Origin of the sequence: Pedobacter sp. BS3, assembly GCF_008274585.1 — a bacterium.
Lineage (GTDB): Bacteria > Bacteroidota > Bacteroidia > Sphingobacteriales > Sphingobacteriaceae > Hufsiella_A.
This window is the reverse complement of sequence record NZ_VTRT01000003.1, coordinates 475,162-494,883: the sequence shown is the minus strand read 5'-3', so window position 1 is coordinate 494,883 and position 19,722 is coordinate 475,162. Positions and strand designations below refer to the sequence as shown.

Annotated in this window: 26 protein-coding genes and 1 tRNA gene; 22 read left to right on the top strand and 5 right to left on the bottom strand. The window is 37.4% G+C overall.

Annotated features, from left to right (window positions below):
* Positions 1-75: 75 nt before the first annotated feature.
* From FW774_RS10900 to FW774_RS10890, 3 genes are read right to left on the bottom strand one after another with little or no spacing between them, the layout of a single operon-like run.
* Positions 76-1,041, bottom strand: coding sequence for a DNA-methyltransferase (locus tag FW774_RS10900; RefSeq protein WP_197739838.1), 966 nt, complete (start codon positions 1,039-1,041; stop codon positions 76-78).
* Positions 1,042-1,881, bottom strand: a complete 840-nt coding sequence (locus FW774_RS10895; protein ID WP_149348204.1) for a type II restriction endonuclease — start codon at positions 1,879-1,881, stop codon at positions 1,042-1,044.
* Positions 1,865-2,791, bottom strand: a complete 927-nt coding sequence (locus FW774_RS10890; RefSeq protein ID WP_149348203.1) for a DNA adenine methylase — start codon at positions 2,789-2,791, stop codon at positions 1,865-1,867. The genes FW774_RS10895 and FW774_RS10890 overlap by 17 nt, the downstream gene beginning before the upstream one ends.
* Positions 2,792-3,272: 481 nt before the next feature.
* Between FW774_RS10890 and FW774_RS10885 the strand changes: the two genes are divergently transcribed.
* Together FW774_RS10885 and FW774_RS10880 are read left to right on the top strand one after the other, a co-directional pair.
* Positions 3,273-4,490 carry a site-specific integrase gene (locus FW774_RS10885; RefSeq protein WP_149348202.1) on the top strand — a complete coding sequence of 406 codons (1,218 nt, stop codon included), beginning with the start codon at positions 3,273-3,275 and terminating at the stop codon, positions 4,488-4,490.
* 41 nt (positions 4,491-4,531) lie between these two features.
* Positions 4,532-5,044, top strand: a complete 513-nt coding sequence (locus FW774_RS10880; protein WP_149348201.1) for a nucleoside deaminase — start codon at positions 4,532-4,534, stop codon at positions 5,042-5,044.
* A gap of 22 nt (positions 5,045-5,066) precedes the next feature.
* Here the strand turns inward: FW774_RS10880 and FW774_RS10875 are convergent, their stop codons facing one another.
* A complete protein-coding gene (locus FW774_RS10875; protein ID WP_149348200.1) occupies positions 5,067-6,488 on the bottom strand; it encodes a PLP-dependent aminotransferase family protein in 1,422 nt (473 codons plus the stop codon).
* Positions 6,489-6,589: 101 nt separating this feature from the next.
* Between FW774_RS10875 and FW774_RS10870 the strand changes: the two genes are divergently transcribed.
* The 7 genes from FW774_RS10870 (at position 6,590) to FW774_RS10840 (ending at position 10,529) form a co-directional block, all read left to right on the top strand.
* Positions 6,590-7,090, top strand: coding sequence for a cupin domain-containing protein (locus tag FW774_RS10870; RefSeq protein ID WP_149348199.1), 501 nt, complete (start codon positions 6,590-6,592; stop codon positions 7,088-7,090).
* Positions 7,091-7,110: 20 nt separating this feature from the next.
* Positions 7,111-8,007 (top strand): dihydrodipicolinate synthase family protein, encoded by an 897-nt coding sequence (locus FW774_RS10865; protein ID WP_149348198.1) that lies wholly within the window; start codon positions 7,111-7,113, stop codon positions 8,005-8,007.
* Positions 8,008-8,074: 67 nt separating this feature from the next.
* Positions 8,075-8,407, top strand: a complete 333-nt coding sequence (locus FW774_RS10860) for a 2Fe-2S iron-sulfur cluster-binding protein (protein ID WP_149348197.1) — start codon at positions 8,075-8,077, stop codon at positions 8,405-8,407.
* A 95-nt stretch (positions 8,408-8,502) separates the two neighbouring features.
* Positions 8,503-8,940, top strand: coding sequence for a GNAT family N-acetyltransferase (locus FW774_RS10855; protein WP_149348196.1), 438 nt, complete (start codon positions 8,503-8,505; stop codon positions 8,938-8,940).
* Positions 8,941-8,985: 45 nt separating this feature from the next.
* Positions 8,986-9,056, top strand: a tRNA-Ala gene (locus tag FW774_RS10850).
* Positions 9,033-9,818, top strand: coding sequence for a YggS family pyridoxal phosphate-dependent enzyme (locus tag FW774_RS10845; RefSeq protein WP_242457795.1), 786 nt, complete (start codon positions 9,033-9,035; stop codon positions 9,816-9,818). Before FW774_RS10850 ends, FW774_RS10845 begins: the two co-directional genes overlap by 24 nt.
* A gap of 3 nt (positions 9,819-9,821) precedes the next feature.
* The gene (locus FW774_RS10840; protein WP_149348195.1) at positions 9,822-10,529 is read left to right on the top strand and encodes a type 1 glutamine amidotransferase; all 708 of its coding nucleotides are present in this window, start codon (positions 9,822-9,824) and stop codon (positions 10,527-10,529) included.
* Here the strand turns inward: FW774_RS10840 and FW774_RS10835 are convergent.
* A complete protein-coding gene (locus FW774_RS10835) occupies positions 10,526-11,935 on the bottom strand; it encodes a PLP-dependent aminotransferase family protein (protein ID WP_149348194.1) in 1,410 nt (469 codons plus the stop codon). The two genes, FW774_RS10840 and FW774_RS10835, sit on opposite strands and share 4 nt — an antisense overlap.
* Before the next feature lie 94 nt (positions 11,936-12,029).
* Between FW774_RS10835 and FW774_RS10830 the strand changes: the two genes are divergently transcribed.
* The 13 genes from FW774_RS10830 to FW774_RS20405 are packed head-to-tail and all read left to right on the top strand — an operon-like array spanning position 12,030 to position 19,641.
* Positions 12,030-12,938: an EamA family transporter gene (locus FW774_RS10830; protein ID WP_197739837.1), complete on the top strand. Its 909-nt coding sequence runs from the start codon at positions 12,030-12,032 to the stop codon at positions 12,936-12,938.
* Positions 12,935-13,444, top strand: a complete 510-nt coding sequence (locus tag FW774_RS10825) for a GNAT family N-acetyltransferase (RefSeq protein ID WP_149348192.1) — start codon at positions 12,935-12,937, stop codon at positions 13,442-13,444. Before FW774_RS10830 ends, FW774_RS10825 begins: the two co-directional genes overlap by 4 nt.
* A complete protein-coding gene (locus FW774_RS10820) occupies positions 13,441-13,914 on the top strand; it encodes a GNAT family N-acetyltransferase (protein ID WP_149348191.1) in 474 nt (157 codons plus the stop codon). Before FW774_RS10825 ends, FW774_RS10820 begins: the two co-directional genes overlap by 4 nt.
* A 13-nt stretch (positions 13,915-13,927) precedes the next feature.
* A complete protein-coding gene (locus FW774_RS10815) occupies positions 13,928-14,974 on the top strand; it encodes a branched-chain amino acid aminotransferase (RefSeq protein WP_149348190.1) in 1,047 nt (348 codons plus the stop codon).
* 10 nt (positions 14,975-14,984) lie between these two features.
* Complete coding sequence (locus FW774_RS10810; protein ID WP_149348189.1) at positions 14,985-15,518, top strand: YfiT family bacillithiol transferase; 534 nt, start codon at positions 14,985-14,987, stop codon at positions 15,516-15,518.
* Entirely contained in the window at positions 15,509-15,949 is a 441-nt protein-coding gene (locus FW774_RS10805; RefSeq protein ID WP_149348188.1) for a GNAT family N-acetyltransferase, read from the top strand. Before FW774_RS10810 ends, FW774_RS10805 begins: the two co-directional genes overlap by 10 nt.
* A 3-nt stretch (positions 15,950-15,952) precedes the next feature.
* Positions 15,953-16,399 carry a PaaI family thioesterase gene (locus FW774_RS10800; RefSeq protein WP_149348187.1) on the top strand — a complete coding sequence of 149 codons (447 nt, stop codon included), beginning with the start codon at positions 15,953-15,955 and terminating at the stop codon, positions 16,397-16,399.
* Positions 16,400-16,405: 6 nt separating this feature from the next.
* The gene (locus FW774_RS10795; protein ID WP_149348186.1) at positions 16,406-16,909 is read left to right on the top strand and encodes a DinB family protein; all 504 of its coding nucleotides are present in this window, start codon (positions 16,406-16,408) and stop codon (positions 16,907-16,909) included.
* A 6-nt stretch (positions 16,910-16,915) separates the two neighbouring features.
* Complete coding sequence (locus tag FW774_RS10790) at positions 16,916-17,266, top strand: nuclear transport factor 2 family protein (protein ID WP_149348185.1); 351 nt, start codon at positions 16,916-16,918, stop codon at positions 17,264-17,266.
* Entirely contained in the window at positions 17,266-17,805 is a 540-nt protein-coding gene (locus tag FW774_RS10785; RefSeq protein ID WP_149348184.1) for an AAA family ATPase, read from the top strand. The genes FW774_RS10790 and FW774_RS10785 overlap by 1 nt, the downstream gene beginning before the upstream one ends.
* Before the next feature lie 4 nt (positions 17,806-17,809).
* On the top strand, positions 17,810-18,361 hold the full coding sequence (locus FW774_RS10780; RefSeq protein ID WP_149348183.1) for a DUF1572 domain-containing protein: 552 nt from the start codon (positions 17,810-17,812) through the stop codon (positions 18,359-18,361).
* Positions 18,362-18,374: 13 nt separating this feature from the next.
* On the top strand, positions 18,375-18,719 hold the full coding sequence (locus FW774_RS10775) for a cupin domain-containing protein (RefSeq protein WP_149348395.1): 345 nt from the start codon (positions 18,375-18,377) through the stop codon (positions 18,717-18,719).
* Between the two features lie 10 nt (positions 18,720-18,729).
* The gene (locus FW774_RS20405) at positions 18,730-19,641 is read left to right on the top strand and encodes a hypothetical protein (protein WP_242457794.1); all 912 of its coding nucleotides are present in this window, start codon (positions 18,730-18,732) and stop codon (positions 19,639-19,641) included.
* Positions 19,642-19,722 lie beyond the last annotated feature (81 nt).

The window sequence follows — 19,722 nt, the reverse complement described above, 5'->3', positions numbered from 1 at the left end:
CGCCAAAGCATTGCCACTAACGGTTTGGGGCTTTGCGAAGTGGCGGACTTAGAAGCACAAATGTTCAGTTTTGCACTAAAGTTCAATAGAATTACTGTCGTTGAATTTAGCACTTATCCCGCCATTTTGCAAAACCCTTGTTAGCCGATCGCCCCTTTTGTTTTCGAGATTTATTTCTGTTTTATATTCGGTTTGTGGTTCTTCGACAAGGAATAGTTCAAGTTCTTTTTTGTCGTTGAAACCACCAATTTTTTGTTTGTACGTTGCCGAAGTTTTAGGGTTTTCAATTTCGATTTTTCGGTTTTTGCTTATCGTCAAAAACTCTTCTTCTTGGTCAATTCCGAGAAACCTACGGTTTGCTAAATTTGCTGCAATTCCTGTTGTTGAACTTCCTGTAAATGGATCTAAAATCCAAGCGTTTGGCTTTGTCGAAGCCAAAATTAAACGGGTTAAAACCGACAACGGTTTTTGTGTCGGGTGTTTTCCACAAGATTTTTCCCACGGTGCGATTGCTGGCAACTTCCAAACATCTTTCATTTGTTTGTCGCCATTTAATTGTTTCATTAGTTCATAGTTGAAGTAATGCGGAACTTTATCGCTTTTTCTTGCCCAAATGATTTGTTCGGTTGAATAAGTAAAATAACGACAGGAAAAATTTGGCGGTGGATTTGTCTTTTCCCAAGTGATTACGTTCAGAATTTTAAAACCTAATTCATTGAGAATTTGTCCGACCGAAAAAATGTTGTGCATTGTTCCGCTTATCCAAATGGTTGCGTCATCTTTCATTTTATCACGAACCAACGAAAGCCATTTTCTATTGAAGTCATTGATAAACTCAAACCCTTCGGATTTGTCCCATTTGCCTTTGTTTACGCTTACGATTTCTCCGCTTTGAATTGACAGCCCGTTGTTAGAAAGAAAGTAAGGCGGATCTGCAAAAACCATATCAAACTTATGTTCAAATTCCGACAACAATTTCATTGTATCTCCGTGAAGAAGATAAAAGTCTTTATCGTCTGATTTGAAATAAGGCGTTATCATCTAAAACTCAATTACTGTTTCGGCTTGAATTTTCTTGATGAAATTTTCAAGCGTTATCAAATTGTACAAACTCGGAATAATGTTGTACGCTTCTTCTAATTTATTCTTTGCAGAAAACCAACCTTGTCCGTCTGTAATCCAAACAAACTCGTAATTCTCGTATTGATTAATTTTCGGTGCAACATCGGAATAAGCTCTTGCGGTTTCGTTTAGTTTTGAACCTCCTCCATTGTAATAATTGGTTTCAATTACATACGTTTTCTTTTTTGTTTTAATAACGAAATCAAAACGCTTCACATCTGCACCCAAACTGATAATTTCGGAAAATATTGTATTGTTTACTTCCTTTTTGTAGAAAACGCCTGCTTTGTCAAAAATCAATGAAACGGCTTTCGACATATTATCGCCACCTCTGTTTTTTCTTGCGTTTGTGTCCAAACCGACTTCAATTCCAAAAACGTAATCCACAAGATTTGTAACATCTTTGTTTCTGAAAACTTCCGCCAAACCTGTTTCTTCTATATATTCTAAAATCAATTCGGGCGAAGTGAAATAAGTGTCAAGCAAAACAATTTCGCCTTTGTTGTTGAATGTTTTGGCGTTTTTGTTTTTGCGGATTGCAATCAAAATGTCCAAAACTTCAAAAACTTTCGGATTTTCTTCGTAAAGTTCTTTTACGGCTTCCTTCAAATTTTCCTTACCAATCAAGTAATTCAGTTGGTTAAGTTTGATTGAAATTTTGTTTACGTTGCTTTTTATTTTTTTGAAGTCAGTGAAATAATCAAGCGTTGCGTTGGTTTCCGAAAGTTGCGATAAGAAGATTTTAAATTGCTCTGACATAATCTTGATTGTTCACTTGATTTGTAATTAGTAATTCCGTTAATTTTCCTCGTTTTTCGGGATTTGCGTTTATGCTTCGCTTCGCTTCCACACGCTGAATGTTAAAATCAGAATATAAATCGTCAAAGAAATTATCATTTTCGTTTTTTCCTTTTACATCCGAGTTGCTCAATATCCAAGTGTGGTTCAAAATGTCAAGTTTATTGCAAAAATCTTTTAAGCGAACTTGTTCGCTGTCGTTAAACTCGTCTTTTGCGTAAGAATTAAAACTTGATGTTTCGCTCAATGGTTTGTAGGGCGGATCAAAATAGAAAATCGTATTTTGATCTGCAAAATCAAGCGTTTGCTCAAAATCTCCACACAAAATTTCGACTTTTTGTAGAGCATTACTTACCGCCAAAATATTTTCTTTGTCGCAAATGGTTGGCTTTTTATATCCTCCCATTGGTACGTTATATTCGTTCTTACGATTAACTCTATACAACCCGTTAAAACAAGTACGATTGAGAAAAATAAACAAAGCGGCTTGTCCGCTTTGTTCTTCTTTTCTTGTGTTGTATAGTTCTCTTTTTTGGTAGTAATAGAGTTTTTTGTTCTCCTCGTTTCCTTCCAAAGCGTGGTACTCGTTTTGCAAAATTTCAAGAATTGAAATCAATTCTTTTGGATTTGAAGCGATTGTTTTATATGTGTTAATCAAATCTTCGTTGATGTCATTGATTACAGCATTTTTTAAGTTTTGGAAGTTGTTTAGCACCCAAAAAAGAACTGCACCGCTTCCAACAAATGGCTCGATGTATGTAAAATTTTTCTGCGTTATGTTGGTCGGCAAAGCTCGTTCAATGTCAGAAATGAGCTGGGTTTTCCCACCAGCCCACTTTAAAAACGGTTTTGCTATTTTGTTTTCAGTCATTCCAATTTTTATTCAGTTATACGTTTCAAATTTACGATTTTAATTTTTGATTAAGGTCGGTTTGAAGTTGAAATTTGTCCGAAGGTTGAATTTTAGCACTGTCGTTGTGGGGTGTCGGCTAACGTTTTGGGTATTGCCGAAGGCGGGGATTTTTAGCACAAATGTTCAAACGAAGAACAAATGTTGAACCTTGCACAAATGTCCAATCGAAGCCGTTCAGCCCCGCTTTTGGCAATACCTTGTTATTAAAAGTATTAAATCGTATGTCGCCTTTTGCACTCAAAAACATAATTATCAATAAGTTATAAAATGATAAAGAACAAAATAATGCAGGATAAAGCAATGAAAAGTTAGGTTTGTTGTACCAAATGTTGTATCTTTGTATCAGGTTGCACCGCTTTGAAATAGCTGATTTATAAGGGGTTTCATTGGTTTGCACTCGATTGTTTCTTTTAGTACAACAAATATAATACTTTTTCTTATGGCTTCGATAAAATTAGTACTTCGGACAAATCAGGAAGATAAAACAGGTCATAGCCCTTTGTATATAAGGGTTATAAAGGATAGGAAAGCCAAATTTGTAGCCACAGGCGTAAAGCTGAAACGTAACGAATGGGACGATGACAAGCAAAAGGTAAAGAAGAACCACGCCAATAGTGCCAGAATGAACGCCTTTCTTTCTCAAAAGGTAGCAGATGCAGAGGGAACTATTGCAGACCACGAACGCAAACGCAAATCCGTATCAGCCCGAAAACTCAAAGAAGCCATAAAGGGGAAGGATATGGCAAACTTCTTTGAATATGCCTACAATCGTTGCGAGCGTATCAAGGGAACGGTATCGGTGGCTACTTACAAAAACTACAAACAGTACGTTGCTAAGTTTGAAAAATTCATCGGACACAGAGATGTGTATTTTGATGATATAACCGTTACGATGCTGAAAGATTATATCAATTATATGTCCAATACCTTGAAGAATGGAGCGACCACCATACACTATTCATTATTGATTTTATCCGTAATGTTTCGTGATGCACAAAGGGAAGATGTGATAGAAGAAAACATTTACCCATTCTCAAAAGTGAGGGTAAAAAAATCCGAGAGCAAACGCTTGTTCCTGAATAAAGAACAGATAGAGAAATTACGCACTTTAAAAATTGAATATACAGGCAAAGATGAAGTATTTCGGGATATGTTCATTTTTTCGGTGTATGCAGGTGGTTTGCGTTTCAGTGATGTCGTTAGTCTGAAATGGAAAGACTATAACGAGAAAGAGCAACGTATTACCAAGACTATTCGCAAAACAGGGAGAACTCACAATTTTAAAATCGGTCAGATTGCAATAGATATCCTGAACCAATACAAAACAGCCATATCGCAACCAAGTGATTTTGTTTTTCCGATATTGGAAGATGTAGAGAGGTTTGATGCAGATACCGATTACCAGGCACATATCATCAATGCGAAAAATATTTTATGCGGTCAAAAGTTGCGTAGGTTGGGTAAAGATATGGAACTGCCATTTACTTTGTCATTCCATTTAAGCCGTCATACATTTGCTACCAATGCCTTAAACAATGGTATGCGTATAGAATACGTTTCAAAGCTGTTAGACCATTCAGACATCGGCATTACGCAGATTTACGCCAAAGTAGTCAGTGAGGAATTGGATAAAGCAGTGGAGCAGTATATTAATTAATCTGACAGATTGAATAAATTTGCCCTTAAAACGATGAAACAATGAATAACTCAATCGACCAAGATTATAATCCTAAATTTATGTTGAAAGCAATCGAACTTTCTGAAATTGCATACAAAAGTGGCAAAGGGCTTCCTATTGGCTGCGTGATTGTCAGAGATGGCGAAATTATCGGAGAGGGACATAATGAAATATTTGAGCGGGTCAATCCTACATCACACGGCGAAATGGTTGCTATTGAAAGGGCTTGTAAGAATATTAATAGTCTTCAATTATCTGACTGCCAAATGTACACTACGTTAGAACCCTGCCCTATGTGTTTAGGTGCTGTTTATTGGGCAAAAATCGGTAAAGTGTACTATGCAAACTCTAATACAGATGCATCAAAAGTTGGTTTTGATGATACATTTATATTTGATGAATTACGAAAAAATGCCAATGAACGAAAAATTAGTTTCTTATATATTCCCGACAGAAGTGCATTAACTGTTTTGGAAGAATGGAAATCCAAAGATTTAATATCTGCCCAACCGTGGAGTAACAATGCCGATTAATCTTGGTAAGCTAAAACTAAAATCACAACATTTTTGCTAACACAATAATCCCATCTTCCAAATCTTTTTCAGAAAGTGAGCCATAGCCCAATCTTATACCGTTTATGGTTTCATTAAAGCTGTAGGTATCGGGCGTTATAATTTTGATGCCCTTGTTTTTTAGTTTTTCTGAAACCTGCAACCAATCTATTTGTTTATTTGGCATAATCCAAAAAGCCAAACCACCTTCGGGAATTACGTAAGTTGCTTTGGTCCTGATATGTTTATTCAATAAAGTTGTCATAAAATCCCTTTTAACTTTGTAGTGGTTTGTCGCCTTTTTGATATGCCTTTTTATCGTACCGTCTTTGACCAGTTGCAAAACCGCCTGTTCCATTATACTATCGCCTTGCACATCAATAATCTTTCGCAAATTACCTGCCTTTTCAATCAAACCCCCATCATTGCTTACCAAATAACCGATACGCAGAGCAGGTGCAACAACCTTGCTCATTGTGCCTATATAAACATAATTTGTAAGTTCTATAAAACTTGACAATGGGAACACGGGTCGATAACCAAAATGAAACTCATTATCATAATCATCTTCGATAATCGTAAATCCATATTTGTTAGACAACTTTATCAATTCCAACCTTCTTTTTAGGCTCAATGTGACAGTAGTGGGATATTGACGGTGAGGCGTAACGTAAATTGCCTTTATCTTTTTGCCGGATTTCAGATAAGCAATGACTTCATCAATCACCAAGCCGTCTTTATCTAAGCTTACAGGCAATAATGTTGCCCCGGCATTTTCAAAGGCTTTCCAAGCAGGCTTATAACCAGGGTTTTCAATAAGTACATAATCTCCTTTGGTAAATAGACTTTGGGCTGTTAAATACATCGCCATTTGACTACCACGAGTAATGCAAATACTTTGCTTATCCACCTGCATCCCTCTCTGATGGTTCAACATTTGAACAATCGCTTTTCTAAATTCCAAATCGCCCAGTTCATTACCGTACCCCATCATCTGCCACCTTGCTTTTTGGTTGAAGATTTGACGGTATGCCCTTGCCAGTTCCGTAACGGGAGCAATTTTAGTATCGGGATGCCCATCATCAAATTGTATGAGATAATGCCTGTTTGCCGTATCTTTTATTACGGTTGTTACAAGATTGCTTTTTTTTGCTGCTTTGAAATCTGGCAGTGCATCGGCTACAAAAGTACCTTGTCTTTCTTTGGAAATTAACCAACCCTCAACGAGTAATACATTAAGGGCTTCTACAACCGTATTCCGATTGACCTTTAAAAGTTGTGCAAGATTTCTGCTTCCGGGCAAAGCATCGCCTGGTTTTAACCTGCCTGAATGAATGTCTTTTATGATGGCATCGGCTATTTGCAGATAAATGGCTTTGTCTGATTTTTCATCTAATTGAAGTTCAAAATTCCATTTTCTCAACATCTGGACTATCTGTTTTTATATAAACTGTATCACTATGATAGTCCAAAGGTACAATACTTTTGTAATGCAATAATGCAACAGAACCATAAAAATTTTCAATTATGTCAAAATTAGAAACAGCTACAGAAGTAAAAAAATCAATCCACGCAGAGCAAAAACAGTTCAGCTCGAAAGACTTTCATCAGACATTTGCAAGACCAACGTATGTGAAGCCCTCCCACGTCATTCACAAGAACGTTGAAAATGCAGGTGTGCACAATCAGTTTTCCGAAGAAAGAAAGCACCCGGTTTTCTTTGTGGACTTGCCAAGCAAAAACGTAAGTATGACCATTGGCGGTTTATTGCCCGGACAAAAAACACACTTGCACCGCCATACCTACGAAACTGTTTTGTATGTCATTGAGGGAAAAGGCTGGACAAAAGTAGAGGATGAAATCGTGGAATGGGAAGCTGGAGATGCGGTTTACATCCCGTCTTGGGCTTGGCATCAGCACCAAAACCGTAGTGAAACAGAACCCGCAAAATACATCGCTTGTGAAAATGCACCACAACTGCAAAACTTAGGCGTGGCATTGCGTGAAGAAGAAGGCAGAGATTTTTAATTTTTAAAACAGGACAAAAAATGAACAAAGTACCATTTAAAGGCGTAATCGCATACCCGGTTACACCATTTGACGACAACGAAAACGTTGATATTCCACTATTCAAAAAGCAAGTAGAGCGATTGGTTACCACAGGTTCTCACGGCATTGCTCCCTTGGGAAGTACAGGTGTAATGCCTTACCTCAATGATGCGGAAAAAGAAGCCATCACGGAAGCGACAATGCAACAGGTGGCAGGTAGAGTACCTACATTGGTAGGTGTTTCCAACCTTACCACCGAAAAAACCGTTTACCACGCAAAATTCGCTGAAAAAGCAGGTGCAACGGCAGTAATGATTATTCCGATGAGTTATTGGAAACTGACCGATGATGAAATTGTGAAACACTATGATACCGTTGCTTCCAAAATTTCTATTCCGATAATGGCATATAACAATCCTGCTACAGGAGGAGTGGATATGTCACCTGCTTTATTGAAGCGTTTGTTGGAAATTCCGAATGTAACAATGATAAAGGAAAGTTCAGGCGATATTCAGCGTATGCACTATCTGAGAAAAGAATTGGGAGAAAATGTAGCGTTTTTCAACGGCTCTAATCCATTGGCATTAGCCGCTTTTTCAGCTGGTGCTAAAGGTTGGTGTACCGCCGCTCCTAACTTGATTCCAGAACTCAATATTGCTCTTTACGATGCTATTCAGACAAACGATTTGGAAAAAGCCCAAAGCATATTTTATAAACAGTTTGATTTATTAAAGTTCATTGTGGCAAAAGGTTTACCACGCTCTATAAAAGCAGGTTTAGACCTGTTGGGAGTAGGCGGAGGCGGCTTCAAAAGCCCTTTGAAACCACTTAGTGAAAATGAAATAGCGGAATTAGATAACATACTTTCAGCCATTGAAAGTGAAGTAGTTGTTTAATGCAATATCAAAGCCTGAAAGTGATAAAGAACTTTCGGGCTTTATATATTAATATTTCGTAAAGCAGATGAATTTAAACGAAGAAACCAACCCTGCCGAAGCCCAAAACGAGCAATCGAACATTGTAGAAGTAAGATTGACACTCAACGGAGAAACAAAGTATATCCAATGGAAAAAACAGACACCTTTGCTTGATGCGATGCTCAATGCTGGAATTGATGCTCCACATTCCTGTTGCAGAGGTACCTGTGGCACTTGTGTATGCAAACTGGAGGAGGGGGAAGTGCGGTTAAAACGGAATTTTGTCCTATCTGAAGCTCATATACAGCAAGGTTTGATTTTGGCTTGCGTAGCAGTTCCCATAAGTGCAAGCATTAAGATAAACTATGACAAGTTTTAAATGTTTCTGGACTACTTACATATCATCAAACTGTACCATCAAGCTCATCCTATCATCCAATATTTTTGTATCATTAATCAAAATAATGAAGAGTAATGGATTACAGTATCAAAAAAGTAGGTCTAAACGATTTAGACACAACAGCAGAATTATTTAACCTCTATCGGGTTTTTTATCGTCAGGCAGACGATAACGAAAAGTGCAAACAGTTCATTAAAGAACGATTGGACAATGACCAATCAAACATTTTTGTCGTATATGCAGACGGCAAAGCGGTTGGTTTTGTTCAGTTGTACAAACTCTATCATTACATCAAATTGGCAAAGCAATGGTTATTGAGCGATTTGTTTGTTCACCCCGATTACAGAGGTAAGGGGCTTTCGGTAGCGTTGATAGACCGGGCAAAACAATGGTGCGAGGAAACAGGGGCTTGCGGATTGATGCTGGAAACCGAAAAAACAAACGACATTGGCAACAAGCTTTATCCACGTTGCGGATTTGAATATGACGATAAGCACAATTATTACTATTGATGGAAATAAAAAGAAAAGGCGGACTAAGTCAGTTCGCCTGCAATTGGTCGGATGGCTGAGTGGCAAGGCAAGGATACGCAATATCTTTTACAATGGTTCAAATCCATTTCCGACCTCAAAATATCCCAAGAAAACATCAACGTATGAATGAAGAAATCTTGCGAAATATGGCAGTCATACAAGAACGGATAAACAATGCCTGCAAGGAAAGTAACAGAAATCCCAATGAAGTAAAATTGTTATTAGCAACTAAAACCGTACCTGCCGAACGTATCAAAATTGCATTGCAAGCAGGACATACACTGATAGCAGAAAACAAAGTCCAGGAACTCAAAGAAAAATATGAAGCATTGAAAGGTGTTTCGCATACCAATCATTTCATTGGGCATTTGCAAACCAATAAAATCAAAGAGGTTTTAAAATATGATGTTTCCTGTATTCAATCGCTTGACCGTATAGACTTGGCAGAAAAGTTACAGCAACGTTTGGAGTATGAAAATAAAACCATAGATGTACTTGTACAGGTCAATACGTCCAATGAAGAAAGTAAATTCGGGGTGCATCCCGATAAAGCCATAGCTTTGGTTCAGCAGATTGCCCGATTGAACCGACTAAAAATAAAAGGATTGATGACCATTGGTTTATTCAGTGCTGAAACCGAGAAAGTGAGACAATGCTTTAAATTATTGAAAAGTATTCAACAGGAAATTATCGCAATAAACATTCCTGATATACAAATGAAAGAATTGTCAATGGGAATGAGCGGCGATTTGGAAACAGCCATAGAGGAAGGCGCAACCATCATAAGGGTAGGTACAGCTGTTTTCGGACAGCGTATTTACCCTGATAGTTATTATTGGAATGAACAAAAAGCATAGACAATGAATGTACATTATTTTCAACACGTACCATTTGAAGGATTAGGATACATTGAGACTTGGTTAAAAGAGAATCATCATCATATTTCAGTTACAAAATTTTTTGAAACAGATTTTCTATTGCCTGATATTTCAGAGATAGATGCGTTGATTGTAATGGGTGGCCCGATGGGCGTGTATGATGAAACACAATTCCCTTGGTTGAAACAGGAAAAAGCATTTATAAAATCGTGTATCCAATCCGGTAAAAATGTGTTGGGAATTTGCTTAGGTGCTCAATTGATTGCCGATTGTTTGGGAGCAAAAGTAGTTTCGGCAAAGAACAAAGAAATCGGGTGGTTTCCTGTTTTTCCTACAGAGGGATGTAAGCAAATCGCTTGGTTTTATGAACTGTTCAAACATAATCCGGTTGTATTCCATTGGCACGGAGACCAGTTTGAAATTCCTCAAAACAGCAGTCTGAATTTACTGTATTCGGGAGCCAATATCAATCAGGCATTTTACTACAATCAACATATCATCGGCTTACAATTTCATTTAGAAGTAACTATAGAAAGTTTAATGCAAATGACCGAAAACGGGAAAGATGAACTTTTGTATAACCTACCCTATGTACAAAGTGAAAATGAATTATTGAAGAACAACAGCCATATTGCTCAATGCAACAGACTGATGGATAGAATTCTTTCAAATTGGATAAACGTGATTTAAATCAACCCTTTAGCAATTCTTCCCAACTGTTTCAGCTTGTCATCTATCTGTTCCGACCAGCGTTGCCCGTAACTTAACCGCATACAGTTGTTAAACTGGTTTTGTAATGAAAACATTCTGCCCGGAGCAATGCTTATTTTTTGACGAATAGCCCGGTCGTACAATTCCTTAGTATCAATATTTTTATCCAATTCTACCCAAAGCATAAATCCGCCTTGCGGACGGCTGATTTTAGTCCTTTCCGGAAAATACTCGGCAACAGCCCTGGCAAATTGCAGACTGTTGGCGTGCAATTCAGTTCTCAACTTCCGAAGATGATGTTCATACCTGCCTTTTTCAAGGAAGTTGGCAATGGCTTCCTGTGTGATGGTAGTAGAAGAAACGGTATGAATAAGTTTATGATGAACGATTTTATCTTTAAACTTTCCCGGAGCTAACCAGCCCACACGATAACCCGGAGCTAATGTTTTGGAAACAGAACCACTCCAAAGTACTAACCCCTCTTCATCAAATGCTTTACAAGGTTTAGGGCGGCTGTTTCCGAAATATACATCGCCATACAAATCATCTTCTATAAGCGGAATACCTCGTTCCGAAAGCATCTTTACCACTTCCTTTTTATGCTCATCAGGCATACAGCTTCCCAACGGATTGTTGAAATTAGAAACCAGCATACACACTTTTATTTGGGGCAATATTTTTTTCAAAGCATCGGGTTCAATACCTGTAACCGGATGTGTCGGCAGTTCAATGACATTTAATCCCAAACTTTTAGCCAACTGCAATATGCCGAAATAAACAGGGCTTTCCACAGCAATGGTATCGCCCTTTTGTGTAAGTGCCATCAACCCGAATGAAATAGCATTCATAGCCCCGGCAGTCGTAACAATATCATCTTCACTCAAATTCCCGTTCCAGGTATAAGTCAATCGGGCAATATCCCTGCGTAGCTTTCTGTTTCCCTGAATTTCTTCGTATTCCGTACCACTTCCTTTGAGATTACGCATAGCATTGACCAATTCCTTGTTGAGTTTTGCAATAGGCAATAATTCGTTTTCGGGAACACCCAAAGAAAGCCGGGTAACGTCATTATAGCTTAACGTTGAATATACTTTGGAAATCAGTGCTTCTACACTTTCTGATTTTGCCTGATTAGCAGGCTTACTCACGGAAGGAACGGACAAATTGGAAGGCTTGTAATTCACATAATAGCCAGACTGTGGTCGGGAAACAATCAGGCCATTGGCTTCCAACTCCAAATACGCTTGTATGGCTGTGTTCATACTCACACCATATTCTTTATGCAGCGTACGCAATGACGGCATTTTATCACCTGTTTTCAGTGTGCCGTTTTTGATTTGTTCCGTAAGAACCGTTGCTATTCTTTGATATAATACTTCTTTCATTGTCTAAAAACTGTATCCTGCAAAATTACAAAAATTGTATCTGTAACCATACGTTTTTTCTTCCTTATTTTGCATTATAATTTATCAGATTGCTATGGATAATAATAAAAACATTCTGGCTTACGGAGCACTTTTCATTGTTTGTATCGTTTGGGGAACGACTTATTTTGCTATTCGTATTGGGGTGGAAACCTTTCCGCCGTTTTTGTTTGCTGCTATTCGTCAAGTGATTGCGGGCGGAACTTTACTCTTAGGATTAAAACTCACAGGAAATCTGAATATGAATAAATCGGATTTCCTCTATCAATCTGTTCCGGGCGTTTTAATGGTGGCTTTGGGAAACGGTGTGATTGGTTGGTGCGAACGCTACATTTCGAGCGGACTGGCAGCATTGATATTATCACTCATTCCTGTTTTTGTGGTTGTCATCAGCTATTTGTTTGGGTTTGACAGGAGAAAACCACATTTATTAATTATCGTGGGATTGATATTAGGTTGTTTGGGAATAACGCTTATTTTCAAAGATAACTTGAAAGACATTGCCAACCCTGAATATTTTATGGGAATGCTGATAGCTTTCGGGGCTTGTTTGGCTTGGGCTTCAGGAAGTGTATTTGCAAAATACAAAATCCCCAATAGCAAGAATGTATTACAAAATGCTGCATTGCAATTGCTTTCAGGTGGAATTGCCTTGTTTGTATTCAGTGTTTTTTTGGATGATTATACCGAATTGAAAACCGTTACATCGTCCAGCATCTGGGCATTGGTTTACCTGATTATAGTAGGTTCCATTATTGCGTATTCCGCTTTTGTGTACGCACTGAAACATTTGCCGATAGGCATTTCTTCCCTGTATGCATATATCAATCCGTTCATTGCGATTATGCTCGGATTTTTATTCCTGAATGAAAAACTAACCGGTATCACTTTATTGGCTTTGGTCGCTACTTTAAGCGGTGTGTATTGTGTCAATAGCGGTTATCAGAAAATGGCAAAGAAATGAGAATAGAACGAACTGTTATAGCCGACATTCCTGTGGTGGAAAAGATATACAGCGAAGCAAGAGCCTATCAGTTTCAGCAAAGCGGATACGGTTGGCCTGTTTTCAATAAATCTTTTATTGAAAAGGAAATTACAGAGAAAAGACACTTTAAAGTCTTAGATAAGAACGATGAAATGGCAGGTGTATTTTCCATAGTAAAAGCTGAACCTATCATTTGGAACGACGAAGACGGAAAGGATGCCATTTATTTACACCGTATGGCGATACGTAATTCATACAGAGGAAAGAATATAGCAAAGAAAGTGGTGGATTGGGCTATGGTTGAAGCGTGGAAAAATAAGAAGAAATTTATCCGGATAGATACCTGGGCAAACAATGAAGCATTGACCGATTATTACCGAAAATTAGGATTTGAATGGATAGGTAAAAGACAGTTGCCACCGACAAGCGATTTGCCGGAACACTATAACAATATTGAGGTCAATTTATTTGAGATAAGATTATGAAAACGATAACCATAGAAAATTACCGTCCGGAATGGCAAATCTATTTTGAAAGATTAAACCGAGCGTGGATAGAAAAATATTTTGTGTTGGAAGATATTGACAAATACGTTTTGTCTAATCCTGAAGAAGCGATATTAAATGACGGAGGAAAAATTTTGTTTGCCGTTTATGGAGGTAAGGTAATCGGAACAGTTGCTTTGAAAAAAGTAAATAATGATACAATGGAATTGACCAAAATGGCAGTGGATGAAAATTATCAGGGTATCGGAGCAGGAAAGATGTTGTGTCAGGCAGCTATTGAGAAGGCAAAAGATTTGGGCGTGAAGAAATTGCTGCTCTACACGCAATCCGCATTGAAACCTGCTTTGGGCATTTATAGAAAATTAGGTTTTACGGAAGTTACTATTGAAAAGGGAAAGTACAAGCGGGCAGATACTAAAATGGAAATGATTTTAAAAGATAACTATTAAATGAAGTAAAAAAATGATAAACATCCAAAAGTCTGAAAGAAGTATGAAATCGAATTTTAATTATGATGATTTTGTATTTGGCGTTCAGCCAACAGACCATATTTTACTATCTAATTACAAAGATGGCACTTGGCAATCACCAAGCATAATGCCATATGCCGATATTAAAATGAGCCCGATGTCACTGTGTTTACATTACGGGCAAACCGTATTTGAAGGAATGAAAGCATTTCGTCAAGATAATGGTCAAGTTATCATATTTCGTCCTGATAAGCATTTTAGAAGATTTAATGTTTCATTGGAAAGAATGTGTATGCCTGCTGTGGGGCAAGATTTATTTATCGAAGGAATGAAAGAATTGGTTCGTTTGGAAGAACATTGGCTTCCAGAAGAACAAGAAATAAGTTTATACATACGTCCGTTTATGATTGCCACAGAACCTCGATTAGGAGTTAAAGTTTCGGATGAGTATTTATTCTGCATAGTATGTACACCAATGGGATTATATTATTCTGAACCTGTACGTTTAAAAGTAGAAACAGAATTTGTACGTGCGGCAGAAGGCGGAGTAGGTTATGCCAAATGTGGAGGAAATTATGGTGCTGCATTTTATCCGGCACAGCAAGCCAAAATACAGGGATATGACCAAGTAATTTGGACAGATGCTAAAACTCACGAATATATCGAAGAAGCTGGTACAATGAATATCGCTATTGTAATAGACAATAGATTGATTACACCGAAGTTGAGTACCTCAATTCTTGACGGTGTTACCAGAAGTTCAATTATGCAAATTGCAAAAGATATGGGAATGATTGTCGAAGAAAGGAAAGTGCAACTTCAAGAGCTTATTGATGAATTTCAATCCGATAAAAAGATAGAAATATTTGGTGTGGGCACAGCTGCGGTTATCTCACCTGTTAAGTGTATAAATATCTTGGGAACAGAATATTATCCATATACCGCAAATGATGCAATAATGTTTAAACTGAAAAAGCAACTTGATGATATCAGAAAAGGGCGAAGTTCAGATAAATATAATTGGAACTGGTTTATATAAACACCAGAAAATGGAACAGATTAATCAATATCCGATTGGGAAATACAAAGAGCCGGAAGTAATTACCGAAGAAATGTGTATATCATTCGTTGATATTATTGCTTTATTCCCGAAAAACCTAAAATCAGTGGTAATGAGTTTAGGCGATGAACAATTAGATACACCCTACAGGAAAGGAAGTTGGACTGTCAGGCAGGTTGTTCATCATTTAGCGGATAGCAATATCAATTGTTTTGCCCGCATCAAGTTTGCATTAACGGAAGATAATCCGACTATCAAATCGTTTGCAGAAGAAAAATGGGCGGGATTATCTGATGCAAAACATATATCCATTTTGCCATCATTAAGTATCTTGGAAGGCATTCACGAACGTTGGGCAATACTTTTAAAAGGTTTAGAAAAACAGGATTGGAATCGAACGTTCTTTCATCCGGATTTAAACAAAAGCCAAACGATTGCTGAAGCTATGGCAAAATACAGTTGGCATTGCAATCATCATTTGGCACAAATCAAAAACCTGAAAAATCAAATGCAATGGAAATAAGCAATCAGGTGATTGAAATAAAAACTGACTTTGAAAATATGGATATTAATGCCGTCCATCAGTTTTTGAGTAAGGAAAGTTATTGGGCAAAAGACATTCCGTTGGAAACTGTAAAAACGGCATTGCAAAATTCATTTTGTATTGGGCTATTTGAAGATGAAAAACAGATTGGCTTTGCCCGATTGGTAACGGACTATGCCACTTTCGGCTATTTGGCGGATGTGTATGTTTTGAAAGAATACAGAGGTAAGGGATTATCAAAAATGATGATGAAATACATAATGGAATTGGATTTTGCAGGAAGTTTGAGAAGGATATTATTGGCAACCTTAGATGCTCATTTGCTTTACAGCCAATTTGGATTTCAACTTCCTGAGAATCCGGAGCGATTGATGGAAATAAAAAGAAATAATCTTTATGAAGATGTTTAGGCTATGAACGATGAAAGAAAAACACGACTATTGGAAAGTTTCGGGCGTTCCAAAATAATGCAATTATTCGGTGCGGAAGTAACCGGAATGGACGAAGGTTATTTTGAAATCACTGTTCCCAAACAGGATTTTATGGCTCGTCCGGCAGGAATGTTCAACGGTAGTACCATTGCTTCATTGGTGGATGTTTCGTCAGGTTACGCAGGAGCGTCAGCTAAACCGGAAGACAGTTATTTTACAACAGTTGAGCTGAAAGTAAACTACCTAAATCCTGCCATTGGTAAACAACTTGTGGCTAAAGCACAGGTTATCAAAAACGGAAAAGTGTTGACGGTGGTTCGTTCAGATGTATTTGCCATTACAACTGAAGGGAAAGAAATATTGGCGGCTACTTCATTAGTTACACTGATGCAGTTGTCAAAAAAGTCACCCGACAAACAAATAGATTAATAAGATATGGAAATAGCCAATATGGAAAGTTTTCTGGAGTACTATGGAAAAATCAGGCAACGCACCAATCACCTGATTGCCGTTATCCCACCGAAATATATGGATTGGGCATACAAGCCCGGTAAGTTTACTATTGCCGACCAGATAAGACACATTGCAGCCATTGAGCGGTATATGTTTGCTGAAACCATATCAGGAAATCCCTGTACGTACAATGGGTGTGGGAAAGAACTTGCAGACGGGTACAATAATGTAATCAGTTATTTCAACGAGAAACACGAAGAAGCATTAGCTATTTTCAAAAGTCTGAGTGATGAAGATTTACAACGCAAATGCCTGACACCTGGCAATACTCCCATAACGATTTGGAAGTGGCTTCGAGCGATGACCGAACACGAAATTCACCACAGAGCACAGCTATATATTTATTTGAATTTATTAGATGTTAAAACACCGCCAATGTTTGGGTTGAGTTCGGAAGAAGTAATTCAAAACAGTCAATTAAAGTAAAAGGATATGAATACAGACTTTGCAAAGGAATGGCTTGATGCCTGGAACAGCCACGATTTGGATAAAATAATGGAACATTACAGCGAAAACATTGATTTTGTTTCGCCCATTATCCAGCAAATGGGAATAAACGCAGAAGGTAAAATTTCCAATAAAAGTGATTTAAAGAATTACTTTTCAAAAGCCCTTCAAAAATACCCCGACCTGCACTTTGAATTGTACCACGAACTCAAAGGAGCTAATTCAACCGTATTGTTTTACAGAAGTGTCAATAATTCCTTTTCGGCAGAATATATGGAATTGAATAATGACGGGAAAGTAAGTAAAGTGAGAGCACATTATAAATTTGACGAATAATGAAGGATTTTTTTGTCATAACGGGTGGCCCCGGTGTCGGAAAAACAACCTTATTAAATGCTCTGTCCGCAAATGGATATAAAACTATTCCAGAAGCTGCCAGAACGATTATCCGTGAAGAAACATCGCTAAACGGAGATGCTTTGCCTTGGAAAAACAAACAACTTTATACCGATAAAATGATAGCCGCATCCATTTTAGATTACAACAGAGCAACAGCAAGCCAGCCAAATGAAATTTGCTTTTTCGACCGGAGTATTTTGGATGCCGTTTGTTATGCGGATATGATTGGCTATGTACTTTCAACGGAAACTATGGAAAAAGTGTTGAATTGCCCATATAATAGAAAGGTATTTATCCTGCCACCCTGGAAAGAAATTTATCAAACAGATAATGAACGAAAACAGGATTGGCAGGAGGCAGAACACACTTATTTTCAAATGAAAAGTACTTATGAAAAGTACGGTTATGAAGTCATAAACGTACCGATAGGAAACATTGATGAAAGAAAAGAATTTGTATTAACCCATATAAAATAGAGAAATGGACAGCTATTTAGAAAGTATCAAAAAGCAATTCCTGTATTACAAAATGCTTGGAGAAAAAGCAATGGAACAATTACAGGAAGAACAATTATTCTGGCAGTATAACGAGGAAAGCAACAGTATTGCTATTCTGGTCAATCACGTTGCAGGAAATATGTTGTCACGATTTACCGATTTCCTGACCACAGACGGAGAAAAGCCCTGGCGAAACCGTGATGCGGAGTTTACCAACCCGTTTCAGAATAAAGCTGAATTAATGTCCCATTGGAATAAAGGTTGGGATTGCCTGATGAATGCTTTAAACCAACTTACGGAGGCAGATTTAGAGAAAATCATTTACATCCGAAATGACGGTCATACTGTAACTGAAGCGATTAACAGGCAATTGGCTCATTATCCTTATCATATCGGACAAATGGTTTTCATAGCCAAAATGCTGAAAAATGAAGATTGGAAAACCTTATCTATAGCAAGAAACAAATCAGCAGATTACAACAGCCGCAAGTTTTCGCAGGATAAAGACAGACGGCATTATACAGATGATTTATAAAAATGAAAGTGATATGATTATCAATACAAAGAATACAAAATATTATCAATGGGGTAATAATTGTCAAGCGTGGACTTTTATACAATCTGAAAACGTTATTGTCAAAGAAGAATTAATGCCACCACATACGGAGGAACAGCTTCATTTTCATAATGAAACAGAGCAATTTTTCTATATCCTTGAAGGTAAGGCCACATTCTTATTAGAGAATGGAAAAGTTTCTTTATTAAAAAACGAAGGGATTAAAATTTCCGCTAAGCAAATACACAAAATTGGAAATGAAACTTCTGAAGACTTGCGGTTTTTAGTGATGTCATTTCCGGGAAATATGAATGACAGAATTAATATCCAACATTGAACTTGATTGAATGATGTCAAAACGTTATCAAATAAAGCAAGTTGTTCAATTTACAGAACAAACGACCGTTCCAAAAGAACAGTCCGAAAATGCTTTGTTTGATATTCTGCAGGAAGATGTGGTGGATAACAATGCTTACTGTCAAGAACTTATCAATAAATTATTCAGATTACCTTATGCGCAGCTTCCAGACTTCTTTACCCATCATTGTAACTATGTAGCAGACCCTATAAAATGGCTCAATAAGTTTGAAAAACTGATTGCCGAAAATGAAGAACTGTTTGTCAGTTCTACCAATAGAGGTCGAATGATAAAGTGTTACACCATTATTGAAAGCAAAAGAAAGGAAATTGAATTTACTGGATATAAACACACCTTGGCTAAAATTCCAATGCAATATGTCAATGCAGAATGTGAAAAAAGATACTTTTCATTTAAGGAAACAAAACAAAAAGTTGAAGAGTTGAAAGATTATACAGACAAGATAATGTTCCTGACGAAAGAAAAATTTGATTACGAACAGGCAAGCATAGACTTTATAAATCCCAAACTACCCGACTACTCTAACCAATGTCAGAAAGAAATAGACCAGATACAGCATTTAAACCGTTTAACAAATGAATTTTCTGTTGAGCAAATGAACAAGAATAAAAACGGTATGCCATTCAACAAGCTCAAAATAAACAGCAATATCAATCAGTTGGTAGATATATTTTACCAACTGCACAGGGAATTATTTGTAAATGGAAAACCTATCATTGACGGAAATATAAATGATTTTGTTGCAGTCATTGTAAACAGCTTTGTAGATAAAGACGGCAGGGAATTAAGTCCCGAAACAGTCAAGACAATGCTCACACCGTCAAAGATCGATAAACGCCCCAAACCCCACAAAAGAATAGACATTGATAAAATGCTGTAAATAATTCTTGTCCCGAAAGACCAAATACGGACAAATAGACTTTTTTATGTTGCTGTCCTTTGCTTCCATAATCATAAAATT